This window comes from Pseudomonas sp. 18175 (assembly GCF_050432925.1).
Taxonomy (GTDB): domain Bacteria; phylum Pseudomonadota; class Gammaproteobacteria; order Pseudomonadales; family Pseudomonadaceae; genus Aquipseudomonas.
Genome location: NZ_JBKFTO010000004.1, coordinates 286,541 through 313,159, shown reverse-complemented (window position 1 = coordinate 313,159; position 26,619 = coordinate 286,541). Strand labels below are relative to the sequence as shown.

The 26,619-nt window shown below is 61.9% G+C and carries 21 protein-coding genes; all 21 read left to right on the top strand.

Annotated elements, in window-relative coordinates:
• The first annotated feature begins 3 nt into the window (after positions 1 to 3).
• The 21 genes from ACLD1Y_RS08030 to ACLD1Y_RS07930 all read left to right on the top strand — a co-directional run bounded on the left by ACLD1Y_RS08030 (position 4) and on the right by ACLD1Y_RS07930 (position 26,512).
• Complete coding sequence (locus ACLD1Y_RS08030; RefSeq protein ID WP_429477083.1) at positions 4 to 849, top strand: methyl-accepting chemotaxis protein; 846 nt, start codon at positions 4 to 6, stop codon at positions 847 to 849.
• Between the two features lie 81 nt (positions 850 to 930).
• On the top strand, positions 931 to 1,389 hold the full coding sequence (locus ACLD1Y_RS08025; RefSeq protein WP_429477025.1) for an SRPBCC family protein: 459 nt from the start codon (positions 931 to 933) through the stop codon (positions 1,387 to 1,389).
• Between the two features lie 97 nt (positions 1,390 to 1,486).
• Positions 1,487 to 1,933, top strand: coding sequence for a DUF411 domain-containing protein (locus tag ACLD1Y_RS08020; protein WP_429477024.1), 447 nt, complete (start codon positions 1,487 to 1,489; stop codon positions 1,931 to 1,933).
• Between the two features lie 3 nt (positions 1,934 to 1,936).
• Positions 1,937 to 2,380, top strand: coding sequence for a YqaA family protein (locus ACLD1Y_RS08015; protein ID WP_429477022.1), 444 nt, complete (start codon positions 1,937 to 1,939; stop codon positions 2,378 to 2,380).
• Between the two features lie 44 nt (positions 2,381 to 2,424).
• Positions 2,425 to 3,426 carry an alpha/beta fold hydrolase gene (locus ACLD1Y_RS08010; protein ID WP_429477020.1) on the top strand — a complete coding sequence of 334 codons (1,002 nt, stop codon included), beginning with the start codon at positions 2,425 to 2,427 and terminating at the stop codon, positions 3,424 to 3,426.
• A 26-nt stretch (positions 3,427 to 3,452) separates the two neighbouring features.
• Positions 3,453 to 4,406, top strand: coding sequence for a D-2-hydroxyacid dehydrogenase family protein (locus ACLD1Y_RS08005; protein ID WP_429477018.1), 954 nt, complete (start codon positions 3,453 to 3,455; stop codon positions 4,404 to 4,406).
• Positions 4,407 to 4,900: 494 nt separating this feature from the next.
• A complete protein-coding gene (glgA, locus tag ACLD1Y_RS08000) occupies positions 4,901 to 6,454 on the top strand; it encodes a glycogen synthase GlgA (RefSeq protein WP_429477016.1) in 1,554 nt (517 codons plus the stop codon).
• A gap of 20 nt (positions 6,455 to 6,474) precedes the next feature.
• Positions 6,475 to 8,220, top strand: a complete 1,746-nt coding sequence (gene treZ, locus ACLD1Y_RS07995; protein WP_429477014.1) for a malto-oligosyltrehalose trehalohydrolase — start codon at positions 6,475 to 6,477, stop codon at positions 8,218 to 8,220.
• On the top strand, positions 8,217 to 10,301 hold the full coding sequence (gene malQ, locus ACLD1Y_RS07990) for a 4-alpha-glucanotransferase (RefSeq protein WP_429477012.1): 2,085 nt from the start codon (positions 8,217 to 8,219) through the stop codon (positions 10,299 to 10,301). The genes treZ and malQ overlap by 4 nt, the downstream gene beginning before the upstream one ends.
• Complete coding sequence (locus ACLD1Y_RS07985) at positions 10,298 to 13,033, top strand: malto-oligosyltrehalose synthase (protein WP_429477010.1); 2,736 nt, start codon at positions 10,298 to 10,300, stop codon at positions 13,031 to 13,033. Before malQ ends, ACLD1Y_RS07985 begins: the two co-directional genes overlap by 4 nt.
• 24 nt (positions 13,034 to 13,057) lie before the next feature.
• Positions 13,058 to 13,300 carry a DUF2934 domain-containing protein gene (locus tag ACLD1Y_RS07980; protein ID WP_429477008.1) on the top strand — a complete coding sequence of 81 codons (243 nt, stop codon included), beginning with the start codon at positions 13,058 to 13,060 and terminating at the stop codon, positions 13,298 to 13,300.
• 235 nt (positions 13,301 to 13,535) lie between these two features.
• Positions 13,536 to 15,695, top strand: a complete 2,160-nt coding sequence (gene glgX, locus ACLD1Y_RS07975; RefSeq protein WP_429477006.1) for a glycogen debranching protein GlgX — start codon at positions 13,536 to 13,538, stop codon at positions 15,693 to 15,695.
• A gap of 1 nt (position 15,696) precedes the next feature.
• The gene (locus ACLD1Y_RS07970; protein WP_429477005.1) at positions 15,697 to 16,695 is read left to right on the top strand and encodes an acyl-CoA dehydrogenase; all 999 of its coding nucleotides are present in this window, start codon (positions 15,697 to 15,699) and stop codon (positions 16,693 to 16,695) included.
• Positions 16,692 to 17,450: a PIG-L deacetylase family protein gene (locus tag ACLD1Y_RS07965; protein WP_429477003.1), complete on the top strand. Its 759-nt coding sequence runs from the start codon at positions 16,692 to 16,694 to the stop codon at positions 17,448 to 17,450. Before ACLD1Y_RS07970 ends, ACLD1Y_RS07965 begins: the two co-directional genes overlap by 4 nt.
• On the top strand, positions 17,447 to 18,046 hold the full coding sequence (locus tag ACLD1Y_RS07960) for an SAM-dependent methyltransferase (protein WP_429477001.1): 600 nt from the start codon (positions 17,447 to 17,449) through the stop codon (positions 18,044 to 18,046). Before ACLD1Y_RS07965 ends, ACLD1Y_RS07960 begins: the two co-directional genes overlap by 4 nt.
• On the top strand, positions 18,043 to 18,702 hold the full coding sequence (locus tag ACLD1Y_RS07955) for a glycosyltransferase (protein WP_429476999.1): 660 nt from the start codon (positions 18,043 to 18,045) through the stop codon (positions 18,700 to 18,702). Before ACLD1Y_RS07960 ends, ACLD1Y_RS07955 begins: the two co-directional genes overlap by 4 nt.
• A 179-nt stretch (positions 18,703 to 18,881) precedes the next feature.
• Positions 18,882 to 19,643: a PIG-L deacetylase family protein gene (locus ACLD1Y_RS07950; protein WP_429476997.1), complete on the top strand. Its 762-nt coding sequence runs from the start codon at positions 18,882 to 18,884 to the stop codon at positions 19,641 to 19,643.
• A gap of 247 nt (positions 19,644 to 19,890) precedes the next feature.
• Positions 19,891 to 22,464, top strand: a complete 2,574-nt coding sequence (locus tag ACLD1Y_RS07945) for an autotransporter outer membrane beta-barrel domain-containing protein (protein WP_429476995.1) — start codon at positions 19,891 to 19,893, stop codon at positions 22,462 to 22,464.
• Between the two features lie 138 nt (positions 22,465 to 22,602).
• Positions 22,603 to 23,637, top strand: coding sequence for an alpha/beta fold hydrolase (locus ACLD1Y_RS07940; protein ID WP_429476993.1), 1,035 nt, complete (start codon positions 22,603 to 22,605; stop codon positions 23,635 to 23,637).
• Positions 23,637 to 24,122, top strand: a complete 486-nt coding sequence (locus ACLD1Y_RS07935; protein ID WP_429476991.1) for a cytochrome P460 family protein — start codon at positions 23,637 to 23,639, stop codon at positions 24,120 to 24,122. Before ACLD1Y_RS07940 ends, ACLD1Y_RS07935 begins: the two co-directional genes overlap by 1 nt.
• Positions 24,123 to 24,352: 230 nt before the next feature.
• Entirely contained in the window at positions 24,353 to 26,512 is a 2,160-nt protein-coding gene (locus ACLD1Y_RS07930) for a TonB-dependent siderophore receptor (protein WP_429476990.1), read from the top strand.
• Positions 26,513 to 26,619 lie beyond the last annotated feature (107 nt).

The following is a 26,619-nucleotide window of genomic DNA, read 5'->3' as shown; positions in this document are numbered from 1 at the left end:
AACATGATCGGCGAAGTGACCCTGGCCACAGGTGCCATGTCCACGGGGCTTGAGCAACTGCAGCAGGCCTCGGCGCAGACCAACCGCATCCTGGTGCGTCACGCTTCGGAAACCGATCAGACAGTCACGGCCATCACCGAAATGAGCGCCACCGCCGATACCGTCGCGCAGAATGCCGCCGAAACCGCTGCGTTCACCCAGCGCGCCAATGAGCACGCCGACCGTTCCAGGGTCGTGGTGGGTGAAGCCTCCAGCAGCGTCAGCGCGTTGATCGGCGAAGTCTCCAGCGCTACCCACAGCGTGGAAAACATGCGCCAGGACGCCGCTCGCATCACCGAAACCCTCGGCGTCATCGGTGCGATTGCCGGCCAGACCAACCTGCTGGCCCTCAACGCCGCCATTGAAGCGGCACGTGCCGGCGAGCAAGGCCGTGGGTTTGCGGTGGTGGCCGATGAAGTCCGCGCCCTGGCGGCACGCACCCAGGCCAGCACCTCGCAGATCAACGAGATGCTGGCGCGCCTGACCAGCGGTGTAAGTTCATCGGTGGCGGCCATGGAGAACACCCAGGCCAGTTGCCAGTCGGCGGCGGATGCCACGGCACGGGTAAACACGGGCTTGGATGAGATGGCCGGTTCCGTCAGCCATATCAACAACCTCAGCACCCAGATCGCCACGGCCGCCGAGCAGCAAAGCGCGGTGACCGAAGAGATCAACCGCAGCATGGTGCAGATCCGACAAATGGTCGAAGAGCTGGTACAGAGCGGCCACGCCACGCAAACCAACACCCAAAGCCTGCTGGAAGCCAATGGCCGGGTGATTGGGTTGATGGGGCGATTCAAGGTACGGTGATAAACGGATGAAACACTCCCGTGCAATGTGCGGGAGTGGGACTATTCTGACAGCTCCTAGTCGCGACACAGGAGGTGTGCCATGCGCGCAGCCGAGCAATCGGTCCGCTTGGAGCGGATCAGTCAGGAACGTTTTATCAAGGCCCCCATCGATGCCGTCTATGACTATGTGACCCAGCCCGATCGCTGGCACGAATGGCATCCCACCTCCCTGAGTGCAGACACTGGCACCCACGGTTCACTCCCCGCGGGTGCCCGCTTTACCGAGTTCATTGACCTGCTGGGCGTGCGCGTGCCCATGAGCTACCGCGTGCAAATCGCCCGGCGCCCCGGCGAATTCAAAACCGTGTTTACCTCCCTGGCCGTCGATGGCTCCATCCATTATTTCCTGATATCCCATCAAGGCGGCACGCTGTTCAAGCGGGTGCTGACCTACGAAACCGAACTGCAACTGGCTACGCTGCATGAACGCATGATCGAGCTGTCGGCCATCGCCCTGGACCAGCTCAAGCACCGCCTGGAAAACCCGCCCTTCGTATAATCTTGAAACATTACCACCCTGTGGGCGCTGGCTTGCCTGCGATGACGTCGTCATGATCGCCCCGTTCTGACGACGTTCCCAACCTGCGAGCCCCACCATGAAAACCCCATTGCGATTAGCCCTGCTTTGCGCCCTTTTCACGACCACCCTGGCCCAGGCCGCCGACCTGATCCCCATCGACGTACACCGCGACGCCAACTGCGGCTGCTGCAAAAAGTGGATCAGCCATCTGGAAAGCAACGGTTTCAAGGTAAACGACCATGTGGAAGCCGACATGAGTGCGGTCAAGCAACGCCTCGGGGTCGCACCGCGCCTGGGCTCGTGCCATACCGCCGTGATCGACGGCAAATTTGTTGAAGGCCACGTGCCGGCCGAACAGGTGCTGGCCCTGCGTAAACGCAATGACTTGCTCGGCATCGCCGCCCCAGGCATGCCCATGGGCTCGCCGGGCATGGAGGTGCCGGGTCGCAGCGAGGCGTATGAAGTGATCGGCCTGACCCGTGACGGCAGCGATGTGGTAGTGGCCGAATACCCGGCAAACTGATCGGTGCTGATGGGTTACCTGGGGTTGTTCGTCGCGGCATTTGGCGCCGCGACCTTGCTGCCCCTGCAATCGGAAGCCGTGCTGGTGGGCCTGCTGGTCAGCGGGCATTACAGCCTGTGGTTGCTGCTGGGTGTCGCCACCCTGGGCAATGTGCTGGGATCGCTGGTGAACTGGTGGTTGGGCCGATGGGTGGAGCACTTCAAGGGGCGGCGCTGGTTTCCCGTGAGCGACAAACAGTTGGATAAGGCCCGCAGTCACTACGCGCGCTGGGGGCATTGGACCTTGTTGCTCAGTTGGGTGCCGATCATTGGTGACCCGCTGACGCTGGTGGCCGGCGTGATGCGCGAGCCGTTGTGGCGATTTTTGTTGCTGGTCACCCTGGCCAAAAGCCTGCGCTATGGCGTGCTCGCTGCGCTGACCTTGCATTGGGTGTTAATCCCCACTTAATCCCCTCCCAACAGCATCCGGGCACCCTTTTCGGAGCGCTGTCCATGTCTCTAACCCGTGCCATTTGCATTGCCGGCCTGCTGACTGCCAGCGCCGCCCCCGCCTTCGCCGCCCCCTACGGCCCCGAGCTGCAAGGCTTCCAATACCCCTATCCGCTTGAACACTTCAAATTCCAATCCCAGGGTAAATCCCTGCAAATGGGCTACATGGACGTTGCCGCCAAAGGCAAACCCAACGGCCGCAGCGTGGTGCTGATGCACGGCAAGAATTTCTGCGGTGCCACTTGGGGAGATTCGATCAAAGCCCTGAGCGACGCAGGTTATCGGGTGATCGCGCCGGACCAGATCGGTTTTTGCACCTCCAGCAAGCCCGAGCACTACCAGTACAGCTTCCAGCAACTGGCACTAAACACCCATCAATTGCTGGAAAAGCTCGGCATTCAAAAGGCCACGATCGTCGGCCACTCCACCGGTGGCATGCTGGCCACCCGCTATGCACTGCTCTACCCCGCACAAACCGAACAGCTTGGGCTGGTCAATCCTATCGGCCTGGAGGACTGGAAAGCCCTGGGCGTGCCCTACCGCAGTGTCGACCAATGGTATGAGCGCGAGCTGAAACTGAGTGCCGACGGTATCCGTCAATACGAGCTCAACACTTATTACGTCGGGCGCTGGAAGCCCGAGTACGAACGCTGGGTCGATATGCTCGCCGGCCTCAACAGCGGCCCGGGCCACACCCAAGTCGCGTGGAACTCGGCACTGATTTACGACATGATCTTCACCCAGCCGGTGTACTACGAGTTCAAGGACTTGCAGATGCCTACCCTGTTGCTGATCGGCACGTCCGACACCACCGCCATCGGCAGCGACATCGCGCCGCCAGCGGTCAAGGCCAGGCTGGGGCGCTACGAGGAACTGGGCAAGCAAGTCGCCAAGCTGATCCCCCATGCCACCCTGGTGGAATTCCCGGGCCTGGGGCACGCGCCGCAAATGGAGGAGCCGGCTCAGTTCCACACGGCGCTGTTGCAGGGTTTGAACGCCCTTTAATCCAACTTTTTTCGAGGCACTCGTGAATGTCGGTACAGATCGCAGTCATTGATGATTGGCAAAATGTGGCCAGTGGCGTGGTGGACTGGTCGGCCCTTGAGGCGGTAGGCCAGGTGCATTTCCTGCACGACTATCCGGCGGACACCGCTGTGATGATCGAGCGCTTGCAGGGGTTTGAAGTGATTTGCGTGATGCGCGAGCGCTCAACCTTTGACAAAGCCTTGCTGCAGGGTTTGCCCCAGCTCAAGTTGCTGGTGACCGGTGGCATGCGCAACGCCGCCATCGACATCCCGGCCGCCAAGGCGCTGGGCATCACGGTCTGTGGCACCGACAGCTATAAGCAAGCTGCGCCGGAATTGACCTGGGCGCTGATCATGGCCTCGACCCGCAATCTGCTGGCCGAAGCCAATTCGCTACGCGCCGGCGGTTGGCAGGTTGGCCTGGGCGGCGACCTGTATGGCAAGACGTTGGGGATACTGGGGCTGGGCAGCATCGGCCAGAAGGTCGCGCAGTTCGCCCAGGTGTTCGGCATGCGCGTGATTGCTTGGAGTGAAAACCTCACGCCAGAGCGCGCGACTGAGGCGGGTGTGACGTGGGTCAGTAAGCGCGAGCTGTTTGAACAGGCCGATATTCTCACGATTCACCTGGTGCTCAGCGCGCGCAGCCGTGGCCTGGTAGATGCGCAGGCGCTGGGCTGGATGAAACCGAGCGCACGCTTGGTGAATACCGCCCGTGGGCCGATTGTGGATGAGCAGGCACTCGTGGCCGCACTGGAAAGTGGTCGCCTCGCCGGGGCTGCGCTGGATGTGTTTGCCGAGGAGCCGCTGCCGGTGGATCACCCGTTCCGGCGCTTGCCCAGTGTGTTGGCCACGCCCCATGTGGGTTATGTGAGCGAGCAGAATTACCGGCAGTTCTACACCCAGATGATTGAAGACATTCAAGCCTGGGCCAGCGGGGCGCCCATTCGCGTGCTTGGCTAACGCACCATTCGGGAGCGCCTGCCCCCTTGTGGCGAGGGAGCTTGCTCCCGCTGGGGCGCGAAGCGGCCCCGCATATTGTTTTAAAAAGCTGGGACTGCTGCGCAGCCCAACGGGAGCGCCTCGCCACATGAAAGTCACCGTTCAGAGGCTTTTTTCAAAGCCGCATATGGTTACAAGTTTTTTGTCCTACAAAATCTTCCTACAAACCCTACGGGCTCTAGGATCTGTCCTAGACTGATGACCGATGGGTCCGATCGAAAACAAAAACCCCGCAAAAAATCGAAACTTTCCAACTCTGCCGTAGGTCCAGTTTTAAGGTAAGGCGAGCACCCGGCGTTCACAGCCAATGCCCGTCCATCCAATCTTTTTTCGCAACTCGTGCAACTGGCATACGCCTTGCCAGTTTGTACAGTGCTTGTGCGCCTGGCCGCAGGACGCGGTCATCGGAGCTAATGGCAGCGGGCCGTTAGCCAACCAACATGTGGGAGAGAACTATGATCAGTGCCGCTGTAGATATTCAGGGAGAGCGTGTCAGTCAGCCGGTAGGGGGACCTTCGCTGGTCGACCTGCCCACCACTGTGCGGCCGATCGTGAGTCAGAACCCTAACCGCAAGAAAGTTCTGTTTGTGACCTCCGAATTTGCCGATCTGGTCAAAACCGGCGGCCTGGGCGACGTGTCTGCCGCCCTGCCCCGCGCCATGGCTCACCTGCATGATGTGCGGGTGCTGATCCCCGGTTACCCGCAAGTGATGGAAAGCGACAACCCGATCCATATCATCGGCGAACTGGGTGGCCATGCAGCGCTGCCGCCATGCAAGATCGGGCGCATGGACCTCAAGGACGGCCTGGTCATCTATGTATTGATCTGCCCTGAACTCTACGAGCGTGAAGGCACGCCTTACGGTGCCAACAACGGCCGCGACTGGCCAGACAACCATATCCGCTTTGCCCGCCTGGGCCTGGCCGCCGCCGACATGGCCGCCAACCTGGCGCAGATCCATTGGTGCCCGGACTTGGTGCATGCCCATGACTGGCCCGCAGGCCTCGCTCCCGCCTACATGCACTGGCGTGGGTCACGTACCCCAACCCTGTTCACCATCCACAACCTGGCGTACCAGGGTGTGGTCAGCCTGGCCTCCACGCCGGAGCTGGGCATCCCGCCCCATGCCCTGCAACAGGAAGGCATGGAGTTCTACGGCAAGATGTCGTTCCTCAAGGCCGGCATGGCGTACTCCAGCCACATCACCACGGTGAGTGCCACTTACGCCGAGGAAATCACCACCCCCGAATTCGGCTGCGGCCTGGATGGCTTTTTGGCCAGCAAGACCCAGCAAGGGTTGCTCAGCGGTATTCCCAATGGCATCGATGAAAGCTGGGAAACCTCCACTGACACCCACCTGACCCACAACTTCAACATCGGCGACTGGGAAGGCAAGGCCGTCAACGCCAAGCATGTGCGTGAACTGTTCGGCTTGCACGATTCCACCGGCCCACTGTTTGCGGTGGTCTCGCGCCTGGTCTATCAAAAAGGCCTGGACCTGACCGAGGCGGTTGCCAGCTTTATCGTCGAACAGGGCGGCCAGATCGCGATTATCGGCCGTGGCGAGCCGGAAGAAGAGCAAGCCATGCGTGAACTGGCCCTGCGCTTCCCTGGCCAGGTTGGTGTGCGCATTGGTTTCAACGAAACCGATGCGCGCCGCATGTTCGCCGGCAGTGACTTTCTGCTGATGCCCTCGCGCTACGAGCCCTGTGGCCTGAGCCAGATGTACGCTCAGCGCTTCGGCTCGCTGCCGGTGGCGCGCAATACCGGCGGGCTGGCGGACACCATCGAAAATGGCGTTACCGGTTTTCTGTTCAACGAGTCCACCGTGCAAAGCTACGAAGAGGCCCTGAGCCGTGCGTTCAAGGTCTTCGCCTACCCAGGCCTGCTCAATGCCATGCGCTGCCGTGCCATGACCCAACCCTTCAACTGGTGCCAGGCGGTGGAACCCTACGCCGAACTGTATGAACAGTTGGTGGTTAAAGCACAGGGGAAATCCGCTAAATAATCCAAGGGAGGTCTCTGTAGATGCCGTCACGGACTCTGGAAACCTGGCCCCACGGCGCAATCATGCTGGACGCGCAACACACGCGTTTTGCATTGTGGGCGCCAGACGCGTTTTATGTCAGCGTTGAATTGGAAAACGGCAAGTCCATCGCCATGCTGCCCCAGGCGCAAGGCTGGTTCGAAACTGAAATAGCGTGCCCAGCGGGCACGCGCTACCGCTTCAATATCGACGGGGAAAAGGACGTCCCCGATCCAGCGTCCCGGGCTCAGGCCTCGGACGTACATGGCTGGAGCCTGGTGGTCGATCCACTGGCCTACGAATGGCGTCACAGCCAATGGCAAGGTCGGCCCTGGCACGAGGCAGTGATCTACGAAGTGCATGTCGGCGCGCTAGGTGGCTACGCCGGGGTGGAACAACATTTGCCGCGCCTGGCCGAGCTGGGTGTGACCGCCATTGAGTTGATGCCGCTGGCGCAGTTCCCCGGCGAGCGCAACTGGGGCTATGACGGCGTGCTGCCTTATGCGCCGCAAGCGTCCTACGGCACCCCCGAACAACTCAAGCACCTGATCGACAGCGCCCACGCACACGGCCTGGCGGTGATCCTCGACGTGGTCTACAACCACTTCGGCCCCGACGGCAATTACTTAGGCCAATACGCCCAGGGTTTCTTCCGCGAGGACGTGCACACGCCATGGGGTGCGGGCATCGACTTTGACCGTCGCGAAGTGCGGGATTTTTTCCTCGACAACGCTTTGATGTGGCTCCTGGAGTACCGCTTCGATGGCCTGCGCCTGGACGCCGTGCACGCCATCGATAACCCCGGTTTCCTCAAGGAACTGGCCCAGCGGGTACGCCAGCAAGTGGACATTGGCCGCCACGTCTGGCTGGTGCTGGAAAACGAATTCAACCAGGCCAACCTACTGGAGCACGATTTTGACGCGCAGTGGAATGACGACGGCCACAACGCCCTGCACGTGTTGCTGACCGGCGAAACCGACGCGTACTACAGCGACTTCGCTGCCGATACCACGGCCAAACTCGCCCGCTGCCTGGGCGAAGGCTTTATCTACCAGGGCGAGTCCACCCGCCATGGCCACACCCGCGGCGAACCCAGCGCGCACCTGCCCCCCAGCGCGTTCGTGTTGTTTTTGCAAAACCATGACCAGATCGGCAACCGCGCCCTGGGTGAACGCCTGCATCAACTGTGCCCGCCCCAGGCGCTCAAGGCCGCTACGACGTTGTTGCTGATGTCACCGATGATCCCACTGATGTTCATGGGCGATGAAGTCAGCGCCAGCGAGCCCTTTTTGTTCTTCACCGACCACCACGGCGAGTTGGCCGAAGCGGTACGTGAAGGCCGGCGCAACGAGTTTGCCGACTTCGCCGCGTTCCACGACCCCGAGCGGCGCGAGCGCATCCCCGACCCCAATGCCCTGCCCACCTTTGAGCAATCGGCGCCCTCATTTACCGAGAACGCGCACACCCGGCTGTACCAGCAACTGCTCGCCCTGCGCCATCGGCATATCGTGCCGCACCTGCCCGGCAGTGTGGCGTTGGGCGCCCAGGTGCTCGCCGACGGCGCCGTCACGGCCCGCTGGCGCTTGGGTGACGGCAGCCTGTTGCAGATCGACCTGAACTTGAGCGACGTCGCACTGGCGCATCCCGCACCGCAACACCTGTTGTTTGCAACGCCTGCCAACCAGGGCGCGCACCTGCCGCCCTACAGCGCACGCGTCACCCTATCCCCTGTTGGAGAGCACCCTTGAGCGAAGCGAACCTGGAAATTCTCGCCAGCCGAGCGGGCCTGGCCGTCGATTGGATCGACGCAAACGGCCGCCCGCAACGTGTGACACCCGACGCCCTGCGCGCAGTACTCAAAGGCCTGGGCCACCCGGCTGACAGCGACGCCGAGGTCGACGCCAGCCTGTTGGAGCTTGAGCAAGCGCAACAAGACAAACACCTGCCGCCGCTGATGACCATCGACAGCGGCGACGGCCTTGACCTGGCCCGCTACTTCGAACCCGACACCCTATGCCGGGTCAGCCTGGAAAACGGCGAAACCCTGGAACTGCGTCTGGACGGCGATGGCGTGCTGCCCGGCGTGATCGCCCTGGGTTACCACCAGGTGCACATCAACGACCAGGTCTTCACCCTCGCCGTCGCCCCCACCCATTGCTACAGCGTGGCCGAAGCGGTAGACAGCCAGCCCGCCCGCGCCTGGGGCCTCAGCGCCCAGTTGTATGCGCTACGTCGCCTGGGCGATGGCGGCTTCGGCGATACCCTGGCCCTGGAGCACCTGGCGCGTTCGGCGGCCGAACGCGGTGCCGATGCCCTGGCGATCAGCCCGATGCACGCGATGTTCAGCGCCGATACTGGGCGCTACAGCCCATATTCGCCATCCAGCCGGTTGTTTCTCAACAGCCTGTATGCGTCCCCCGGCTGTATCCTCGGTGAGCGCGAAGTACGCAACGCCATTGAAGCCCTCGACCTGACGGACGAGTTGCGCAGCCTGGAACAACTCACCCTGATCGACTGGCCTGCAGCCGCCAAGGCCAAGCAACGTTTGTTGCGTGCACTGTATGAAGACTTCCGCCACGGCCAGCACCCCCAACATGCCGACTTCCTGAGTTTCCGCCAGGCCGGCGGTGAAGCCCTGGAAAACCACTGCCGTTTCGAGGCTGTCCAAGCGCTGCGTGCCGCTGCCGGCGAAGACCTCGACTGGCGCCACTGGCCCGAAGCCTGGCGCAGCCCACAAAGCCCCGCACTCACCCGCTTCGCCGAAGAACACGCCGATGAAATCGCCTATTTCGCCTTCAACCAGTGGCTGATCGCCCGCTGCCTGGAACGCGCGCAGCAAGCCGCCCGGGGCAGTGGCATGGGTGTGGGCCTGATCGCCGACCTGGCCGTGGGTGCCGACGGCGGTGGCAGCCAGGCCTGGAGCCGCCAGGATGAATTACTCGCCGACCTCACCGTGGGCGCACCGCCCGACATCCTTAACCGCGCCGGCCAAGGCTGGGGCATCTCGGCGTTCTCGCCCGAAGGTCTCAAGCGCAATGGCTTCCGCGCCTTTATCGAAATGCTGCGGGCCAATTTCGCCCACGCCGGCGGCTTGCGCATCGACCATGTGATGGGCCTGCAACGCCTGTGGGTGATCCCCATGGACGCCTCGCCCCGCGAAGGCGCGTACTTGTACTACCCGGTGGATGACCTGCTGCGCTTGCTCGCCCTCGAATCCCATCGCCACCAAGCCATTGTGCTCGGTGAAGACCTGGGTACCGTGCCCGATGGCCTGCGGGAGAAACTCATCGGCCGTTCGATTCTGGGCATGCGCGTGCTGTTGTTCGAACAGAATCACGATGGCCACTTCAAGCCGATCCTCGACTGGCCGGACAACGCCCTGGCCACCACCAGTACCCACGACCTGCCCACCCTTAATGGCTGGTGGCACAGCCGCGATATCGAATGGAATATCCAGCTCGGCCTGATCGATGCGCCGACCGTGGAACAGTGGAGCGAACACCGTCTGCGCGAACGCCAGGCCTTGCGCCAGGCACTGAGCCAGGACCCGCAGAACTTTGTCGATGAGATCCGCAATGACACCGACCATATGATCGACGCCAGCGTGCGCTACCTTGGCCACACCCGTGCGCCTCTGGTTTTGCTGCCGCTGGAGGACGCGCTGGGTATCGAGGAACAGGCCAACCTGCCCGGCACTATCGACACTCACCCTAATTGGCGGCGACGCCTGCCGGGTGAAGCCTCCGACCTGCTCGACAATGACAGCGCCGCCCGCCGTCTGGAGTTACTCGCCGTTGCGCGCAACCAAGCCTATGAGCGTGATCGATGAAAGCACTGCCCCTGCGCGCTACCCAGCGCCTGCAATTTCATAAAGGTTTTACCCTGGACGACGCGGTGCCGTTGGTGCCGTATTTCGCTCGTCTGGGCATCAGCCACCTGTATGCCTCGCCGTTGCTCAGCGCACGCGCCGGCTCCATGCACGGCTACGACGTGGCCGACCCCACCCGCGTCAACCCGGAGTTGGGCGGTGAGGCAGCATTGCGCCGGCTGGTCGCGGCATTGCGTGAACACGATATGGGCCTGATCCTCGATATCGTCTCCAACCACATGGCCGTGGGCGGCGCCGATAACCCCTGGTGGCTGGACTTGCTGGAATGGGGCCGCTTAAGCCCCTATAGCGAGTTTTTCGATATCCAGTGGCATTCACCCGACCCGCTGCTCAAGGGCCAGTTGCTGATGCCATTTCTGGGCAGCGACTACGGCGAAGCCCTGCTGACGGGTACGGTTGCCCTGCGCTTTGATGCCGCCCACGGCGCGTTCTACGTGGAGCATTACGAACACCGCTTCCCGATCTGCCCTCGCGATTACGCGGCGATCCTCGGCCATGATCCATTGCTTAAGCCGCTCGCCGAGCGTTTCAGCGCCCTCGCCTACCAGGACGACGCCTACCACGAAGCGGCATGGCTCAAACAGGCACTGGCCGAACGGGCGACCGAGGGCGACGTGCTTCGCGCTATCGAACAACAGTTGGCGACATTCGATTTCGACCGGCTGCATTCATTGCTGGAGCAACAGGCCTATCGGCTCGCCAGCTGGCGCACGGCGGCAGACGATATCAACTGGCGGCGTTTCTTCGACGTCAACGAACTGGGCGGCTTGCGGGTAGAACGCAGCGCTGTGTTCGAAGCCACACACGGCAAGATCTTCGAGCTGATCAGCGAAGGCCTGGTGGATGGGCTGCGTATCGACCATATCGACGGCCTGGCCGACCCGCGAGGGTATTGCCGCAAGCTGCGCCGCCGGGTGGACGCGTTGTCGCCAGATCGGCACCTGCCCATCTTCGTAGAGAAAATTCTCGGCGAAGGTGAAACCCTTCGAGAAGATTGGCAAGTGGACGGCACCACCGGCTACGAATTCATGAACCAACTGTCACTGCTGCAACATCATCCGGACGGCTTTGAGCCGCTGGCCGACCTCTGGACCCGCCACAGCGAACGCCCCTCGGCGTTTGCCGAAGAAGCCCGGTTGGCGCGCCAGCAAATCCTCAATGGCTCCCTCGGCGGCGACTTCGAAAGCGTGGCCCAGGCCCTGCTGCAAGTGGCCCGCGACGATGTCATGACCCGTGACCTGACCCTGGGTGCGATCCGCCGCGCCTTGCAGGAACTGATCGTGCACTTTCCGGTGTACCGCACCTATATCAGCGCCCGTGGCCGCAGCGCTGCGGACGATGCGCTGTTCCAGCAGGCCATGGACGGTGCGCGTAGCACCCTGGGCGAAGGCGACTGGCCGGTGCTCGATCACCTGGCCAATTGGCTCGGTGGCCAGCCCTGGCGTGATCGTCCGGTGGGCCGCGAGCGCAAGATCCTCAAGCATGCCTGTGTGCGCTTCCAGCAACTGACCTCGCCTGCGGCGGCCAAGGCGGTGGAAGACACGGCGTTCTATCGCTCGGCGGTGCTGCTATCGCGTAACGATGTGGGGTTCAGCACTGAACAGTTCAGCGCGCCGCTGGGCGAATTTCATGCGGTCAACCAACAGCGCCTGCAGTCCTTCCCCGACAACTTGCTGACCACGGCCACCCATGACCACAAACGTGGCGAAGACACCCGCGCGCGTCTGGCGGTACTCAGTGAGTGCGCGCCCTGGTTTGTCGAGCAGGTGGAGGAATGGCGCACCCTGGCTGCACCCTTGCGCGGAGAAAGCAGCCCCTCGACCGGCGATGAGCTGATCCTGTATCAGGTGCTGTTGGGCAGTTGGCCGCTCGACCAGCCCCATGACATCGAAGGCTACCGGCAGCGCCTGTGGCAATGGCAGCAAAAAGCCCTGCGTGAAGCCAAGCTGCAAAGCAGCTGGAGCGCGCCCAACGAGGCCTATGAACAAGGCGTCGAAGGGTTCCTGTCGCGCCTTTTGCTCAGCGATGAAGGCCACGCGCTGCGCACCGCCATTGGCAACGCCGCCCAAGCCATCGCGCCCGCCGGTGCAGTCAATAGCCTGGCGCAATCCTTGCTTCGCATGACAGTGCCGGGCGTGCCAGACCTGTACCAGGGCGATGAGTTCTGGGACTTCAGCCTGGTGGACCCGGACAACCGTCGCCCGGTGGATTTCAATGCTCGGCAACGGGCGTTGGATACCCCGCCGGATATCGGCGAACTGTTGTTCAACTGGCGTGACGGGCGTATCAAACAGGCGTTGATTGCCCAGGTATTGGCCGTGCGCAAGGCGCATCCTGGGGTGTTCCGTAACGGCACCTACACGCCGCTGGACGTGGTGGGAAAACATGCCGAACGGGTGGTCGCGTTTTACCGCGAACACGCGGGTAAACGCCTGTTGGTGGTGGTGCCACGCTGGTCCCATCACCTGCTGGAAAACGGGGTGTCCCCCCAGATCAATGCGCAGGTTTGGGGCGATACGCGGGTGAAATTACCGTTCACCGTACCAACACAAAACTGGAAGGGACTTTTTCATACAGGCGCAGTCACACCAAACAAGGAGCTGTTGGTCAGCACTGCCCTGGGGGATTTCCCGGTCAATGTCTTTATCAATCCTGATGATCAAGAAAGCTGAAAATTTTCTGTGAGGAGCATTGCGATGAGTACTGAAGACAAACGCGTACGCGAGTTGGCGCATCAGATCTGGGAGTCGGAAGGCAAACCCCACGGGGAGGACGCGCGACATTGGGAGATGGCGCGCAAGCTGGCGGAAGCCGAGGCGCTGACGCCGAGTAAGCCCAAGGTTGCGGCTAAGCCGAAAGCTCCCGCGAAGCCTAAGGCGGCAGCCGCCAAGCCTGCGGCCGAGAAAAAGCCCAAGGCCCCGCGCAAGCCTGCCAGCTAAACACAGATCCCTTGTGGGAGCAGGCTTGCTGTGGCGAGCAAGCTTGCTTGCGCTGGGGTGCGAAGCGCCCCTAATAAGCCGGCTCCAGCTGCGCTGTCGAACGGGAGCAAGCTCCCTCGCCACGGCAAGCCCGCTCCCACAGGGGGATCGCACTCCGAATCGAATTACTCACTGACGCCCAGTCGTCAGCACGGTGCCGTTCGGCCCGAAAAAAGACCCTTGCAGGAGCAACACCATGAGCAAACCCGACAAAACACAGGCGACGCCCAGCAACGAGCCGTCGCGGATTCGTGAAGGTTTGCCCTTCCCCCTCGGCGCTACCTGGGATGGCCTGGGTGTGAACTTTGCGCTGTTCTCGGCCAATGCCACCAAGGTCGAACTATGCCTGTTCGACGACACCGGCGAAGTGGAGCTGGAGCGTATCGAGCTGCCCGAATACACCGACGAGACCTTCCACGGCTACTTGCCTGACGCCCACCCCGGCTTGATCTACGGCTACCGCGTGTACGGTGCTTACGACCCGGCCAACGGGCATCGCTTCAACCACAACAAATTGCTCATCGACCCCTATGCCAAGCAGTTGGTGGGCGAGCTCAAATGGTCCGAGGCCCTGTTCGGCTACACCATCGGCCACCCCGACGATGACCTCAGTTTCGACGAACGCGACAGCGCGCCCTTTGTGCCCAAGTGCAAGGTGATCGACCCCGCCCACACCTGGGGCAACGACCAGCCGGTGCGGGTGCCGTGGGACCGTACGATCATCTATGAAACCCATCTGCGCGGCATCAGCATGCGCCACCCCTCGGTAGGTGAATCGGTGCGTGGCACCTGTGCCGGCCTGATGGAAGACGATGTGCTCAAGCACATTCGCCAGTTGGGTATTTCCTCGGTAGAGCTGTTGCCGGTGCATGCCTTCGTCAACGACCAGCATCTGCTGGAAAAAGGCATGACCAACTACTGGGGCTACAACAGCATCGCGTTCTTTGCCCCCGACCCACGCTACCTGGCCAGCGGCAAGATCGCCGAGTTCAAGGAGATGGTCGCGCACCTGCATGAGCAGAAGCTCGAAGTGATCCTCGATGTGGTCTACAACCACACGGCCGAAGGCAACGAGCGCGGCCCGACCCTGTCCATGCGCGGCATCGACAACGCCTCTTACTACCGGCTGATGCCTGACGACAAGCGTTTCTACATCAACGATTCCGGCACCGGCAACACCTTGGATTTGAGCCACCCGTGCGTCTTGCAGATGGTCACCGACTCGTTGCGCTACTGGGCCAACGAGATGCATGTCGACGGGTTCCGCTTTGACCTGGCAACGATCCTCGGGCGCTATCGCGACGGCTTTGACGAGCGCCATAGTTTCCTTGTGGCCTGCCGCCAAGACCCGGTATTGCGCCAGCTCAAGCTGATCGCCGAACCGTGGGACTGTGGCCCCGGCGGTTATCAAGTGGGCAACTTTCCACCGGGTTGGGTGGAGTGGAACGACCGCTTCCGCGACACCGTGCGGGCGTTCTGGAAAGGTGACGACGGCCAGTTGGCCGACTTTGCCGCGCGCATGACCGCCTCGGGCGAGATGTTCAACCATCGTGGGCGCAGGCCTTACAGCTCGGTGAATTTCATCACCGCCCACGACGGTTTCACCCTGCACGACCTGGTGTCGTACAACGACAAGCACAACGAAGCCAACGACGAAAACAACCAGGACGGCAGCAATAACAACCTGTCCTGGAACCACGGCGTCGAAGGCCCCACCGACGACCCCGAGATCAACGCGTTGCGCTTGCGCCAGATGCGCAATTTCTTCGCCACCCTGCTGTTGGCCCAAGGCACGCCGATGATCGTGGCGGGTGACGAGTTTGCCCGCACCCAGCACGGCAACAACAACGCCTATTGCCAGGACAGCGAGATCGGCTGGGTCAATTGGGACCTGGACGATGACGGCAAGGCGCTGCTCAAGTTTGTAAAACGTTTGATCAAGCTGCGCCTGGCCTACCCGATCCTGCGGCGCGGACGCTTCCTGGTGGGTGACTACAACGAAGACATCGGCGTAAAAGACGTGACCTGGCTGGCCCCGGACGGCAACGAAATGACGACTGAGCAATGGCAGGACAGCCATGGTCGTTGCCTCGGCATGCTGATGGATGGCCGTGCCCAGGAAACCGGGATTCGTCGTCCAGGGGCCGACGCCACGTTGCTGTTGGTGGTGAACGCCCACCATGACATGGTCAATTTCCGCCTGCCGCCGGTGCCCGAGGGCGGGTTCTGGACCTGCATGGTGGACACCAACCAAACGTCGGTACGCGGCCAGGAGCGCTTCGAATTCGATCACGAGTATGCTGTCACCGGTCGTTCTCTGTTGTTGTTCGAGCTGCAATACGAGGAAGAGGTGTGAAATGGCACTGCATGGACTCCTTCAAGGCAACCGGGCCTATGCGGATACGCAAGCGCTGTGGAACGCCCTGAAGTCACTTCAGGACGAAGGGCTGGACCAGTTGCCGATGCCCGGTAGCGGCCAGACGTTGGAGCGTTTCAGCCGCCTGGCGCAGGTGGCTGGGCATGACCTGCGCCTGTGCAAGTTGTATGAAGGCCACACCGATGCGTTGGCCATTATCCACGAACTCAACAGCCCGCTACCGCCCGTAGGCAGTACCTGGGGCATGTGGGCAGCGGAGCCGCCCGCTGCCAGGGTGCAGGTGCGCCGCGAAGGCCCGCGATTAGTCGTCGATGGGCGTAAAGCCTGGTGCTCTGGCGCGGCGGTGGTCAGCCATGGGTTGTTGACCGCCTGGGACGAAACAGGTCATCAGCAACTGGTCGCGGTGCAGATGCAGCAGCCCGGTGTCACGGTCACCGCAGAGGGCTGGAACGCCGTGGGGATGGCCGCCACGGGCAGTGTCGAGGTCGTGTTCAACGGGGTCATGGGCCTTGCCGTCGGCGGCCCGGGGGACTATCTGTCGCGGCCGGGTTTCTGGCACGGCGGTATCGGCATTGCCGCCTGCTGGTACGGTGCGGCGCAACGTCTGGGCGAAGTACTGCGCGAGCAATGCGCCAAGTACGCCGAGCCCCATGCCCTTGCCCATCTGGGAGCCGTTGATAGCGCACTGAACAGTGCCGCCTGTGTGCTGCGCGACAGTGCCGCGCAGGTTGACCGTGAGCCGCTAGCCAATGCCCGGCAAGTCGCCCAGCTGACCCGCGCGTGTATCGAGGACGTGGTCGAGCAAGTGATGCATCACGTGGGCCGGGCCGTGGGCGCGGGGCCGTATTGCAAAGACGCGCATTTCGCCCAGTTGATGACGGACTTGCCCGTGTATATGCGACAAAGCCATGCCGAGCGCGACCTGGCCTCACTCGGCGAACAGGTGGCAGGCGAACCCAGCGGGCGGTGGCAGTTATGAAACCCAATCCAATCGTTGGCCAGGGTACGTCGCTGCAGCATTGGCAGGCGTCGACGCGGCTGGCAGAGCTACCCAACATCAGCGCCGCGCAATTGGTACCCGAAGGGCACAGGGCGGTCATTATCGCGCCGCACCCGGACGATGAAGTGCTGGGCTGTGGTGGCCTGTTGCAAGGGCTGGCGGCGCTGGGCCGGCCGATCCAGTTGATTTCCGTCACCGACGGCAGCGCCAGCCACCCTGGCTCCAGCCGTTGGCCGGTGGAGCGCCTGAGCGTGGTACGCCCGCAAGAGTCGGCGCAGGCGCTACACCGCCTGGGGTTGCCGTTGCACCGTTTGAAGTGGTTGCGGGCGGGCTTCCCCGACGGGCAGGTGGCCGCACGGGAGGAAGAACTCGTTGGGTTTATCCAGCGTTACCTCAAGCCCACCGATGCTGTGTTTACCACGTGGCGCGAGGACGGCCATTGTGATCATGAAGCCGTCGGCCGGGCCAGCGCCAAAGCGGCACAACGCGTGGGGGCCACCTTGTACGAGTTGCCGGTGTGGACCTGGCACTGGGCAACCGCCGAGGACAGCCAGGTGCCGTGGCATCGTGCACGCAAGATCGCCCTCAGTTGTGCCACCATCGCCCGCAAGCGTCATGCCATCCATGCCTTTGCCAGCCAACTGGAGGGTGACCCGCAGATCGGCCTGCCGCCGGTGTTGGCCCCCTATGTCATCGAACGTTTGCTCATGCCTTTTGAAGTGGTGTTTGTATGAGTGTGGCCACGCCGTATTTCGACCAACTGTTTGCCGACAATGATGACCCTTGGGCTTTTCGCCAACGCTGGTATGAACGGCGCAAACGTGCGCTGACCTTGGCCGTGTTGACTCGACCGCGCTATGCCTCAGTCTTTGAGCCCGGCTGTGCGAACGGCGAGCTGAGCGCCGAATTGGCGCCCCGTTGTGACCGCCTGCTCAGTTGCGACACCGCCAGCGCCGCCGTCACCCTGGCGAACACCCGTTTACTGGGATTCCCCCATGCCCACGTACAGCAGGCGCGCCTGCCGGAACAATGGCCGGCAGGCACGTTCGACCTGATCGTATTGAGCGAGTGGTGCTACTACCTCGATGCCGATGACCTGAACCGCCTCATCGACCGCGCCCTCATCGCCCTGGGCGACACCGGCCAACTGCTCGCTTGCCACTGGCGCCCCGCCATCGAGGGGTGCCCACAGACCGGCGAACACGTGCACGCCCTGCTCCACCAGCGCCTGTCGATGCCCCTCGTAGCAAGCCATCACGAACACGACTTTCTCCTCGACCTGTGGAGCCGGGACGGCACCTCGGTTGCCACCCTTGAGGGCTTGCGATGATTGGTATTCTGATCCCGGCACATAATGAAGAGGCGTTGCTCGGCGATTGCCTGGAGGCGGCGATAATCGCAGCCAGCCACCCGGGGCTGCTGCGTGAAACCGTACATATCCTGGTGGTACTCGATAGCTGCAGCGATGCCAGCGCGGCGATTGCCGAAGGATTCGGCGTGCAATGCCTGCACGTGCAGGCGCGCAACGTTGGGCATGTGCGCGGAGTGGGTGCGCGGCACCTGCTCAATCAGGGCGTGCGCTGGATCTCCTGCACAGACGCCGACAGCCGCGTCGCGCCTGACTGGCTGGTCGCGCAGCTGGCGTTGGGCACCGATGCGGTCTGCGGCACGGTGACGGTGGACAGTTGGGACGAATCGTTCGACCGCACGGCCCAGATTCGCTATCACCAGGCCTACCAGGCGCACGACGGGCACCGGCATATCCACGGCGCTAACCTGGGGGTGAGCGCCGGGGCGTACGTGCAGGCCGGCGGGTTTGAACCACTGGCCTGTCATGAAGACGTGCAATTGGTGCGCAACCTGGAGCGATGTGGTGCCTCCATCGCCTGGAGCCACACCCCACAAGTGATCACCAGCGCCCGCCTGGACAGCCGAGCAGCGGGAGGATTTGGCGGTTACCTGAACGGTCTGTTGCAGAGCGTATGAAAAAAACGACATGACAAAATGTAAAAGCGCCGAATCCTTGACTATGCTGATCACGCCTTGCCGGTAATCCAGGGTTGGAATGCCGCGCAATCACCACGGCGGAGTCTGCGGTGAATAAATAGAGTGTCGTCCCGGCATCGGGGTACGACCCAGCATCAACTGACAAGGATGTGTCACCCATGAAACCTGCCTCCCTAGGCGAAGGCCGTCGCGGCCCCGAGCAAGTCTGGAACAGTGCGCCCCAACTGGCCCAGATTCCCGTCATCCATCCAAATTCATTGGTGCCTCCGGGCGCACGCGTGGTGGTGATTGCTCCTCACCCCGGCGATGAGGTGCTGGCCTGTGGCGGTTTGCTGCAGTTGCTCAGCGCCCTGGAACACCCATTGCAACTGATCTCCGTGACTGACGGCAGCGCCAGCCACCCAGGCTCCCATGTATGGCCGGCCAGCCGTTTGAGTGTGGTCAGGCCCCAGGAAAGCGCCGAAGCCCTGCGGCGCCTCGGCATGCCGTTGCATAGCCTGAAATGGATCCGAGGCGGCTTTTGCGACAACGCCCTGGCCGCACGCGAGCAGCCCTTGAGCCAGTTCATCGCGCGTTACCTGCAACCGGGCGATGTGGTCTTCACCACTTGGCGCAACGATGGCAACGACGATCACGACGCGGTCGGCCGCGCCAGCGCCAAGGCCTGCAGCCTGGTAGGCGCGCGTCTTTACGAACTGCCGATCTGGGCGTGGCATTGGCCGGCGCGGGAAGGCTCGATCATTCCGTGGCAGCGCGCCCGCAAGGTCCGGCTCGACAGCTGGAGCGTCGCGCGCAAGCTGCATGCGGCCCATGCGTATGCCAGCCAATTGGTCGGCGACCCCGAGATTGGCCTGGCGCCGATGCTCGCTCAGGTCTTGCTTGAGCGCATGCGTGATCCCTATGAAATCGTGTTTGCATAGGCCCTGACTCGTCTATACCTGTTAGTTCTGACAGTAGCGCCTTGGTTTATCTGCAACTAAGGTGCAAACAGCGCTGCGCAGCGTGATGTGCAGTCGAGAAAGCCATGCCAACCCTTTGCATTGGCCGATGTTTTCCGAAATAGGTTATCGCTGTCCCTGATCCGTATCGTGCATCACGTTGTCATGGTCTGGTCCGCGCCCGCCGTTGCAGGTTGCGGGCACCTTCCCTCTTGCTTGAGGACGGATCATGCGCACACGGATAACCGCTGCTCGTTTTCTAGGTTTCGCTTGCTCCCTGGCCGTGGTCATTTGGCCTGCCATCGGATGGGGCGCCTGTGTCATCGTGCCCACGGCCGGGGACGACACCTACAACTGCACCAGCGGCATTGCGGCGGGCTTCACCGACACCGGCGGCAACAATACATTGAGCATGAGCGGGACCGGCACCATCGCAGGCAATGCCACGTTTGGTGCTGGGATCGACATCGTTACAATCCTCGACCCCAGTAGCACGGGCATGCAGATAAACGGCTCACTGAATCAGGGTGACGGAAACAACATTTTCCAGATGAACAACGGCACGATTACTGGCGCGCTGATCCAAGGATCAGGCTCGGATATCGTGCAGTTCAGTGGCGGTACGATTGCCTCGGTGAACCAGGGCGCGGGGGTAGACAGCATCAGTATCAGCGGCGGCACGATCCTTGGCGATGTGGATCAAGGTGACGGGCTCGACGACTTCTACATGAGCGGGGGAACCATTGTCGGCGCGTTTTTATCCGGGGACCACGCGACCATGACCGACGGCAGCATAGGCCGGGTCAATATGCTGCTCGATGACAATTTCTTCGATATGCAAGGGGGTACCATCATTACCAACCTTGTGACCGGCTTTGGCAACGATACTATTTTGGTTTCGGGCACCAGTTATATCGGCGGCAACATCAGCGTCAGCGGCGGTGCAGACCTCGTACGCATCACCGGCGGCACGGTGAATGGGCAGATTTTGATGAGCGTTGGTGCGGACCGGCTCGAATGGATCGGTGCAGGGAAGGTCAATAACTTTATCTTGATGGGGGGCGATAATGACACCGCACTCTTGCAAGGCCTGACCGAAACAAACGTGGCGTCTACCCCGCTGATCGATGGGGGAACCGGCTTCGATATCCTCACCAGCGATAACAGCCAACTCACTACGCCAGAAAGGTATTTGAACTGGGAAGAAGTAAACCTGAATAACAACGCACAGTTCACCCTAGGTGGCACCTTGACCCTAGGCGATACCGGCACTGGAACCGGTACTCTAAACGTCAATGTCTCCAGCGCACTGATTGTGAGAACGGGCGTGATCAGCGCCTACGACCCTACCCTGTCGGCGACATTGAACAACCTCGGCACCATCGACATGACCACCGGCAGTACCAGTGCCACCGACACCCTGACCGTCAATGGCAACTACAACGGCGCCAGCGGCAAGCTCGCCCTGCAAACCGTGCTGGGCGCCGACGGTTCGGCCAGCGACAAGCTGGTGGTGAGCCAGGGCACCCTCAGTGGCACAACCGGCATCAGCATCACTAACCTGGGCGGCGCGGGTGCAGCGACGTTGCAAGATGGCATCCAGGTGGTGCAGGCCATCAATGGCGCCACTGGCAGCGCCAGTTCTTTCAGCCTTGCCGGGCCTGTCTCGGCGGGGGCATTCAATTACTACTTGTTCAAGGGCGGCGTCACCGCCGGCACTGCCGAAAACTATTACCTGCGCTCCACCGTGCCTGTCGTTCCGCCACCGGACCCAGACCCATCGATTATCGTGCCGCTGCCAACCCCGGTGGATGGAACTCCGCCACTGCCGCCTGACCCGGGGACGCCGATCTACCGCGATGAAGTGCCGCTCTACGCAGCGCTATTTCCTGCCGCCCAGCAACTGGTCCAGGCCATGCTGGGCACCTACCACGAGCGCATGGGCGACCAGAGTCAGCAACAACAGGCCGCCCCCTTTACGGCGGGCTGGGCGCGGGTGTACGGCAGTAACGGCCGACAAAGTTTCGCGGGAGACGCCGCCCCTACACTCGACAGTTCGACCACGGGGTTTCAGGCAGGTATGGATCTGCTTTCCAGTACCCTGGACAACGGCATGACGCAGCGTGCCGGGTTCTTTGTCGGTCATAGCCGCTTGACGGGCGACATCAAAGGTTTTAACAACGGCTGGCAAAACATGCAGGCCGGCAGCACCACCTTGCGCAGCGACAGCCTTGGCGTCTACTGGACATTGATCAACCCCAGCCAAGCCTACCTGGACCTGGTGGTTATGGGCACACGCTTGAACGGCAACAACGAGTCCGATCGCGGAGTAAAAATGAAGACCCGCGGGCACAACGTTGCTGCTTCGGCAGAAGTGGGTTGGCCATTGCCGTTGACACAGGACTGGATCATTGAGCCCCAGGCCCAAGTGATCGTGAGCAAGACCAAGCTGGACAGCCAGAACGACGGTATTTCCGATGTGTCCTACGACGCCAACACGAGCCTCACCACCCGCCTGGGTGTGCGCCTGCGTGGCGACTACCAACTCAGCGGCATGCCGCTGCAACCCTATCTGCGCGCCAACGTCTGGCATACCCGTGCGGGGAAAAATACGGTGACCTTTGCCGATGTCACCGACATCGACACCGAACAGAAGTCCACCACGATGAATGTGAGCCTCGGTGCCACCGTTAAGTTGGCACGCGATTTCAGCCTGTACGGCGAAATGGGCTACAACCACAACCTGGACAGCAACACCTACAATGGCCGCCAGGCAACGGTGGGCTTGAGAATGGACTTCTGACGCGGGCTTTGTATCGCAGTGTGTACAGGGGCCACTGCGATACACAGTCTTTAACTCTCGCACTTTCCTGAAACAGAGCAGATACAGCACCGCGTTCAACTGTGAGCCAGGCACACATCAAGCCACAGGAGGCTCGCCATGCACGCTCAGTTGAATCGCCGCTCCAAACGCCCACTCTTTTTGGCCTTTGCCCTGTTGCAGTTCGGCGTCATGGGCATGGCCAGTGCTGAAATGCCCGAGGTCAACCTGCCCATGCCGGCCCATGCCAGCCCGGCAGGCTTCGGCGCGCTCAAGCACGTCAAAGCCGGGCTGCTGGATGTGGCGTACGCCGAGGTTGGCCCGGCCAACGGTCAGCCCGTGATCCTGCTGCATGGCTGGCCCTACGATATCGACAGCTATGCCCAAGTGGCGCCGATGCTGGCAGCCAAAGGCTACCGGGTGTTGATTCCTTATGCCCGTGGCTATGGCGACACTCACTTCCTCTCGGACAAAACCCCGCGCAACGGCCAACCTGCGGCACTGGCCAGTGATGTGATCGACTTCATGGACGCACTGAAGATCAAGCAAGCCGTACTCGGCGGCTACGACTGGGGCGCACGTTCGGCGGATATCGTCTCAGCACTGTGGCCAGAGCGGGTCAAGGCATTGGTGTCGGTCAGCGGCTACCTGATCGGCAACCAGGCGGCCGGCAAGAACCCGCTGCCGCCCAAGGCCGAATTGCAGTGGTGGTACCAGTTCTACTTCGCCACCGAGCGCGGCGCAGCCGGTTACCAGAAAAACACCCATGACTTTGCCAAGCTGATCTGGCAAACCGCCTCGCCTCAATGGAAGTTCGACGACGCCACCTTCGACCGCAGCGCCAAGGGCCTGGAGAACCCGGATCATGTCGCCATCACCGTGTTCAACTACCGCTGGCGCTTGGGCCTGGTCCAGGGTGAAAGCCAATACGAACCGCTGGAGCAAAAACTCGCTCAGGCGCCTTCCATTGGCGTGCCGACCATCACCCTCGAAGGCGACGCCAACGGTGCGCCCCATCCGGCACCCGAGGACTACGCCAAGCGCTTCACCGGCAAGTATGAATTCCGCCTGATCAACGGCGGCATCGGCCACAACCTGCCGCAGGAAGCGCCCGAGGCGTTCGCCAAGGCAGTGATTGATGCGGATCATCTGTGATGAAGCGCGTGTACTTGGTGGTAGCAGCGTTGGCCAGTTCAGCCAGCGCCATGGTCCTGGCCGACAGCGCCGCGTCGCCGATCTACGGCGTGACTATTCCTGACGGCTATCGCCAATGGGAACTGGTGGCGCCCGCCCAAGAGGCCGACCCGCTGAACGAACTGCGCGTGGTATTGGGCAACAGCGCTGCGCTCAAAGCCTACCGGGAAGGCAAGCTGCCCTTCCCCGACGGCACCGTACTGGCAAAGCTTGCGTGGAAGCATGAGCAATCGCCGGACTTCAAGACCGCTTCGATCCCCGGCGCGGCCACTACGGTGCAGTTCATGGTCAAGGACTCGAAGAAATACGCGGCCACTGGCGGTTGGGGCTTTGGCCGGTTTATCAACGGCAAGCCGGCGGATGAGGCGCAGCACCAGACGTGCTTCGCCTGCCATCAGGCATTGGTGAAGGATCGGGATTATGTGTTCACCAAACTGGCGCCCTGAAAGCAAAAAATCACCTGATTAATGTCGTCATCCTTTGGGGCGTAAACGCCAATGTTTACGCCTCTTTACATTGCAGGCATGGCCAAATGCCTCTAATTGATATGTGAAAAATTCGTTAACTAATTCTTCCCAAAGACTTTTTTGCTCTGAAACGTTCTGTCACACTGATGCGAATAATTATCAACACTTTTATTATTTGCCAGGGACGGCATTCGGGGAGAGTACGTTCCATGTCTGTGCACCAACACGGCGGCAAAGGTTTTTCACCCAGCCTGATGGCCCTGGCTATCTGTCTTGCCAGCTCACAAGCGGCCTTCGCCGCCGACGCGCAGCAGCCAACCACCACACTTGAGCTGGGGGCCACCGAGATTTCCGGCCAGCAACTGGGTGAAACCACCGAGGGCACGCAGTCCTACACCACCGGCGAGATGGCGACGGCAACCAAACTGCCCCTGACCATGCGCGAAACGCCCCAGGCGGTGACCGTGATTACCCGCCAGCGCATGGACGACCAGGCCATGACCAGCGTCAACGACGTGGTAAAAAACACCCCCGGGCTGTTCCTCAGTCAATCCAGTGGCCCCGGCCGGCAAACCTACAGCTCCCGTGGTTTTGACATCGACAACATGATGTTCGATGGCCTGCCCAGCGCCTATTCCGGCTACAGCAACAGCGTGCAACCGAACCTGGCGATGTTTGACCGCGTGGAAGTGATCCGCGGTGCCACCGGCCTGGTCACCGGCGCGGGCAACCCCTCGGCGGCAATCAACTTTGTGCGCAAGCGCCCCACTGCTACACCCCAGGTATCCATCACCGGAGCCGCCGGCAGCTGGGATGACTATCGCGGCGAGTTCGACGCCTCCAGCGCCCTGAATGACAGCGGCACCGTGCGCGGCCGCGTGGTGGGTTCGTACCGTGATGCCAACAGTTTCCGCGACGGCGAAGACAGCGATCACGGCCTGTTCTACGCCATCGGCGAGGCCGACCTGAACGAGGACACCACCGCCACCCTGGGCTTCTCACGGCAAGAGGATCAAACCAACTTCTTCTGGGGCGGCTTGCCCATCGGAACCGACGGCCATCACCTGAACCTGCCCCGCTCGACCAACCCCGGCAGCGACTGGGAAAACAAAAAACTGACCATCGATACGGTATTCGGCGAACTCGAACACCGCTTCGACAACGGCTGGAAACTGCACGTCGCCGGCTCCTCGTCCCAACTCGATGGGGTGTTCACCGGCACCTACCAGTCGCGTTACAACACCACCCTGGCACGCACCGCCTACCAGTCTCACCAGGACGACAAGCAGTACGCCTTCGACACCTTCGCCAGCGGGCCAGTGGAAGCCTTTGGTCGTACCCATGAAGTGGTGGTCGGCACCAGCAAGCGCATTTACGACGCCACCTCCAAGGAATACAGCCCCTACGACACCAACTACCCGCTCAATGGTGCCAAGCCGAACTTCACTCGCGATGGCAAAGGCCACAGCATCACCACCCAGGACGGCGTCTACCTGACCACCCGCCTGAACATCGCCGACCCGCTCAAGGTGATCCTCGGCGCCCGCCTGGACTGGTACGACTACCAAGACCGCCAGACCGCCGACAGCGACTACAAGGTCACCCGCAACCTCACCCGCTATGCCGGGGTCATCTACGACCTGAACGAGCAATACTCGGTCTACGCCAGCTACACCGACATTTTCACCCCGCAAAGCAGCAAGGACCTCTCCGGCAAAGTGCTGCAACCCATCGTCGGCGAGAACTACGAAGTGGGCATCAAGGGCGAGTACTTCAACGGTGCCCTTAACGCCAGCCTGGCCGTGTTCCAGATCGACCAGAAAAACCGCGCCACCGAGGCCGCCACTCAACTGGGCTGCCCGGAACTCACCTGCTACGAAGCCTCAGGCCTGGTGCGCAGCCAGGGTATCGACCTGGAGTTGCAAGGCGCGCTCACCGAAAACTGGCAGGTCGGCGGTGGTTTCACTTACACCCGCGCGCACTACATCAAGGACACTAATGCGGCCAACGACAACCAGCGCTTCGACACCGACACCCCGGAACGCCTGCTCAAGCTCACCACGTCGTACCGTTTCCAGGGGCCACTGGAAAAACTGCGCATCGGTGGCAACGTTTACTGGCAGAGCCGTATGTATAACGACGTCACCCTCGCCAACGGTGGCAGCTACCGCCTGGAACAAGGCAGCTACGCCGTTGCAGACTTGATGGCGGGCTACCAGGTGAACAAGCACCTGGACCTGCAAGTGAACGCCAACAACATCTTTGACCGCACCTACTACTCCGCCATTGGCACCAGCCCGACCTGGGGCGCCACCGACACCTACGGCAACCCGCGCAGCTTTGGGGTAACGGCCAAGTACAGCTTCTGATCCCGACCGGATCGACGGCTACCCATCCGGGTGGCCGTTCCTAAAGTTCCCCTCTCCCCATGCCGATAAATCTTGGCACCCCTGCGTGCCATCGTGGCACGCCGCAT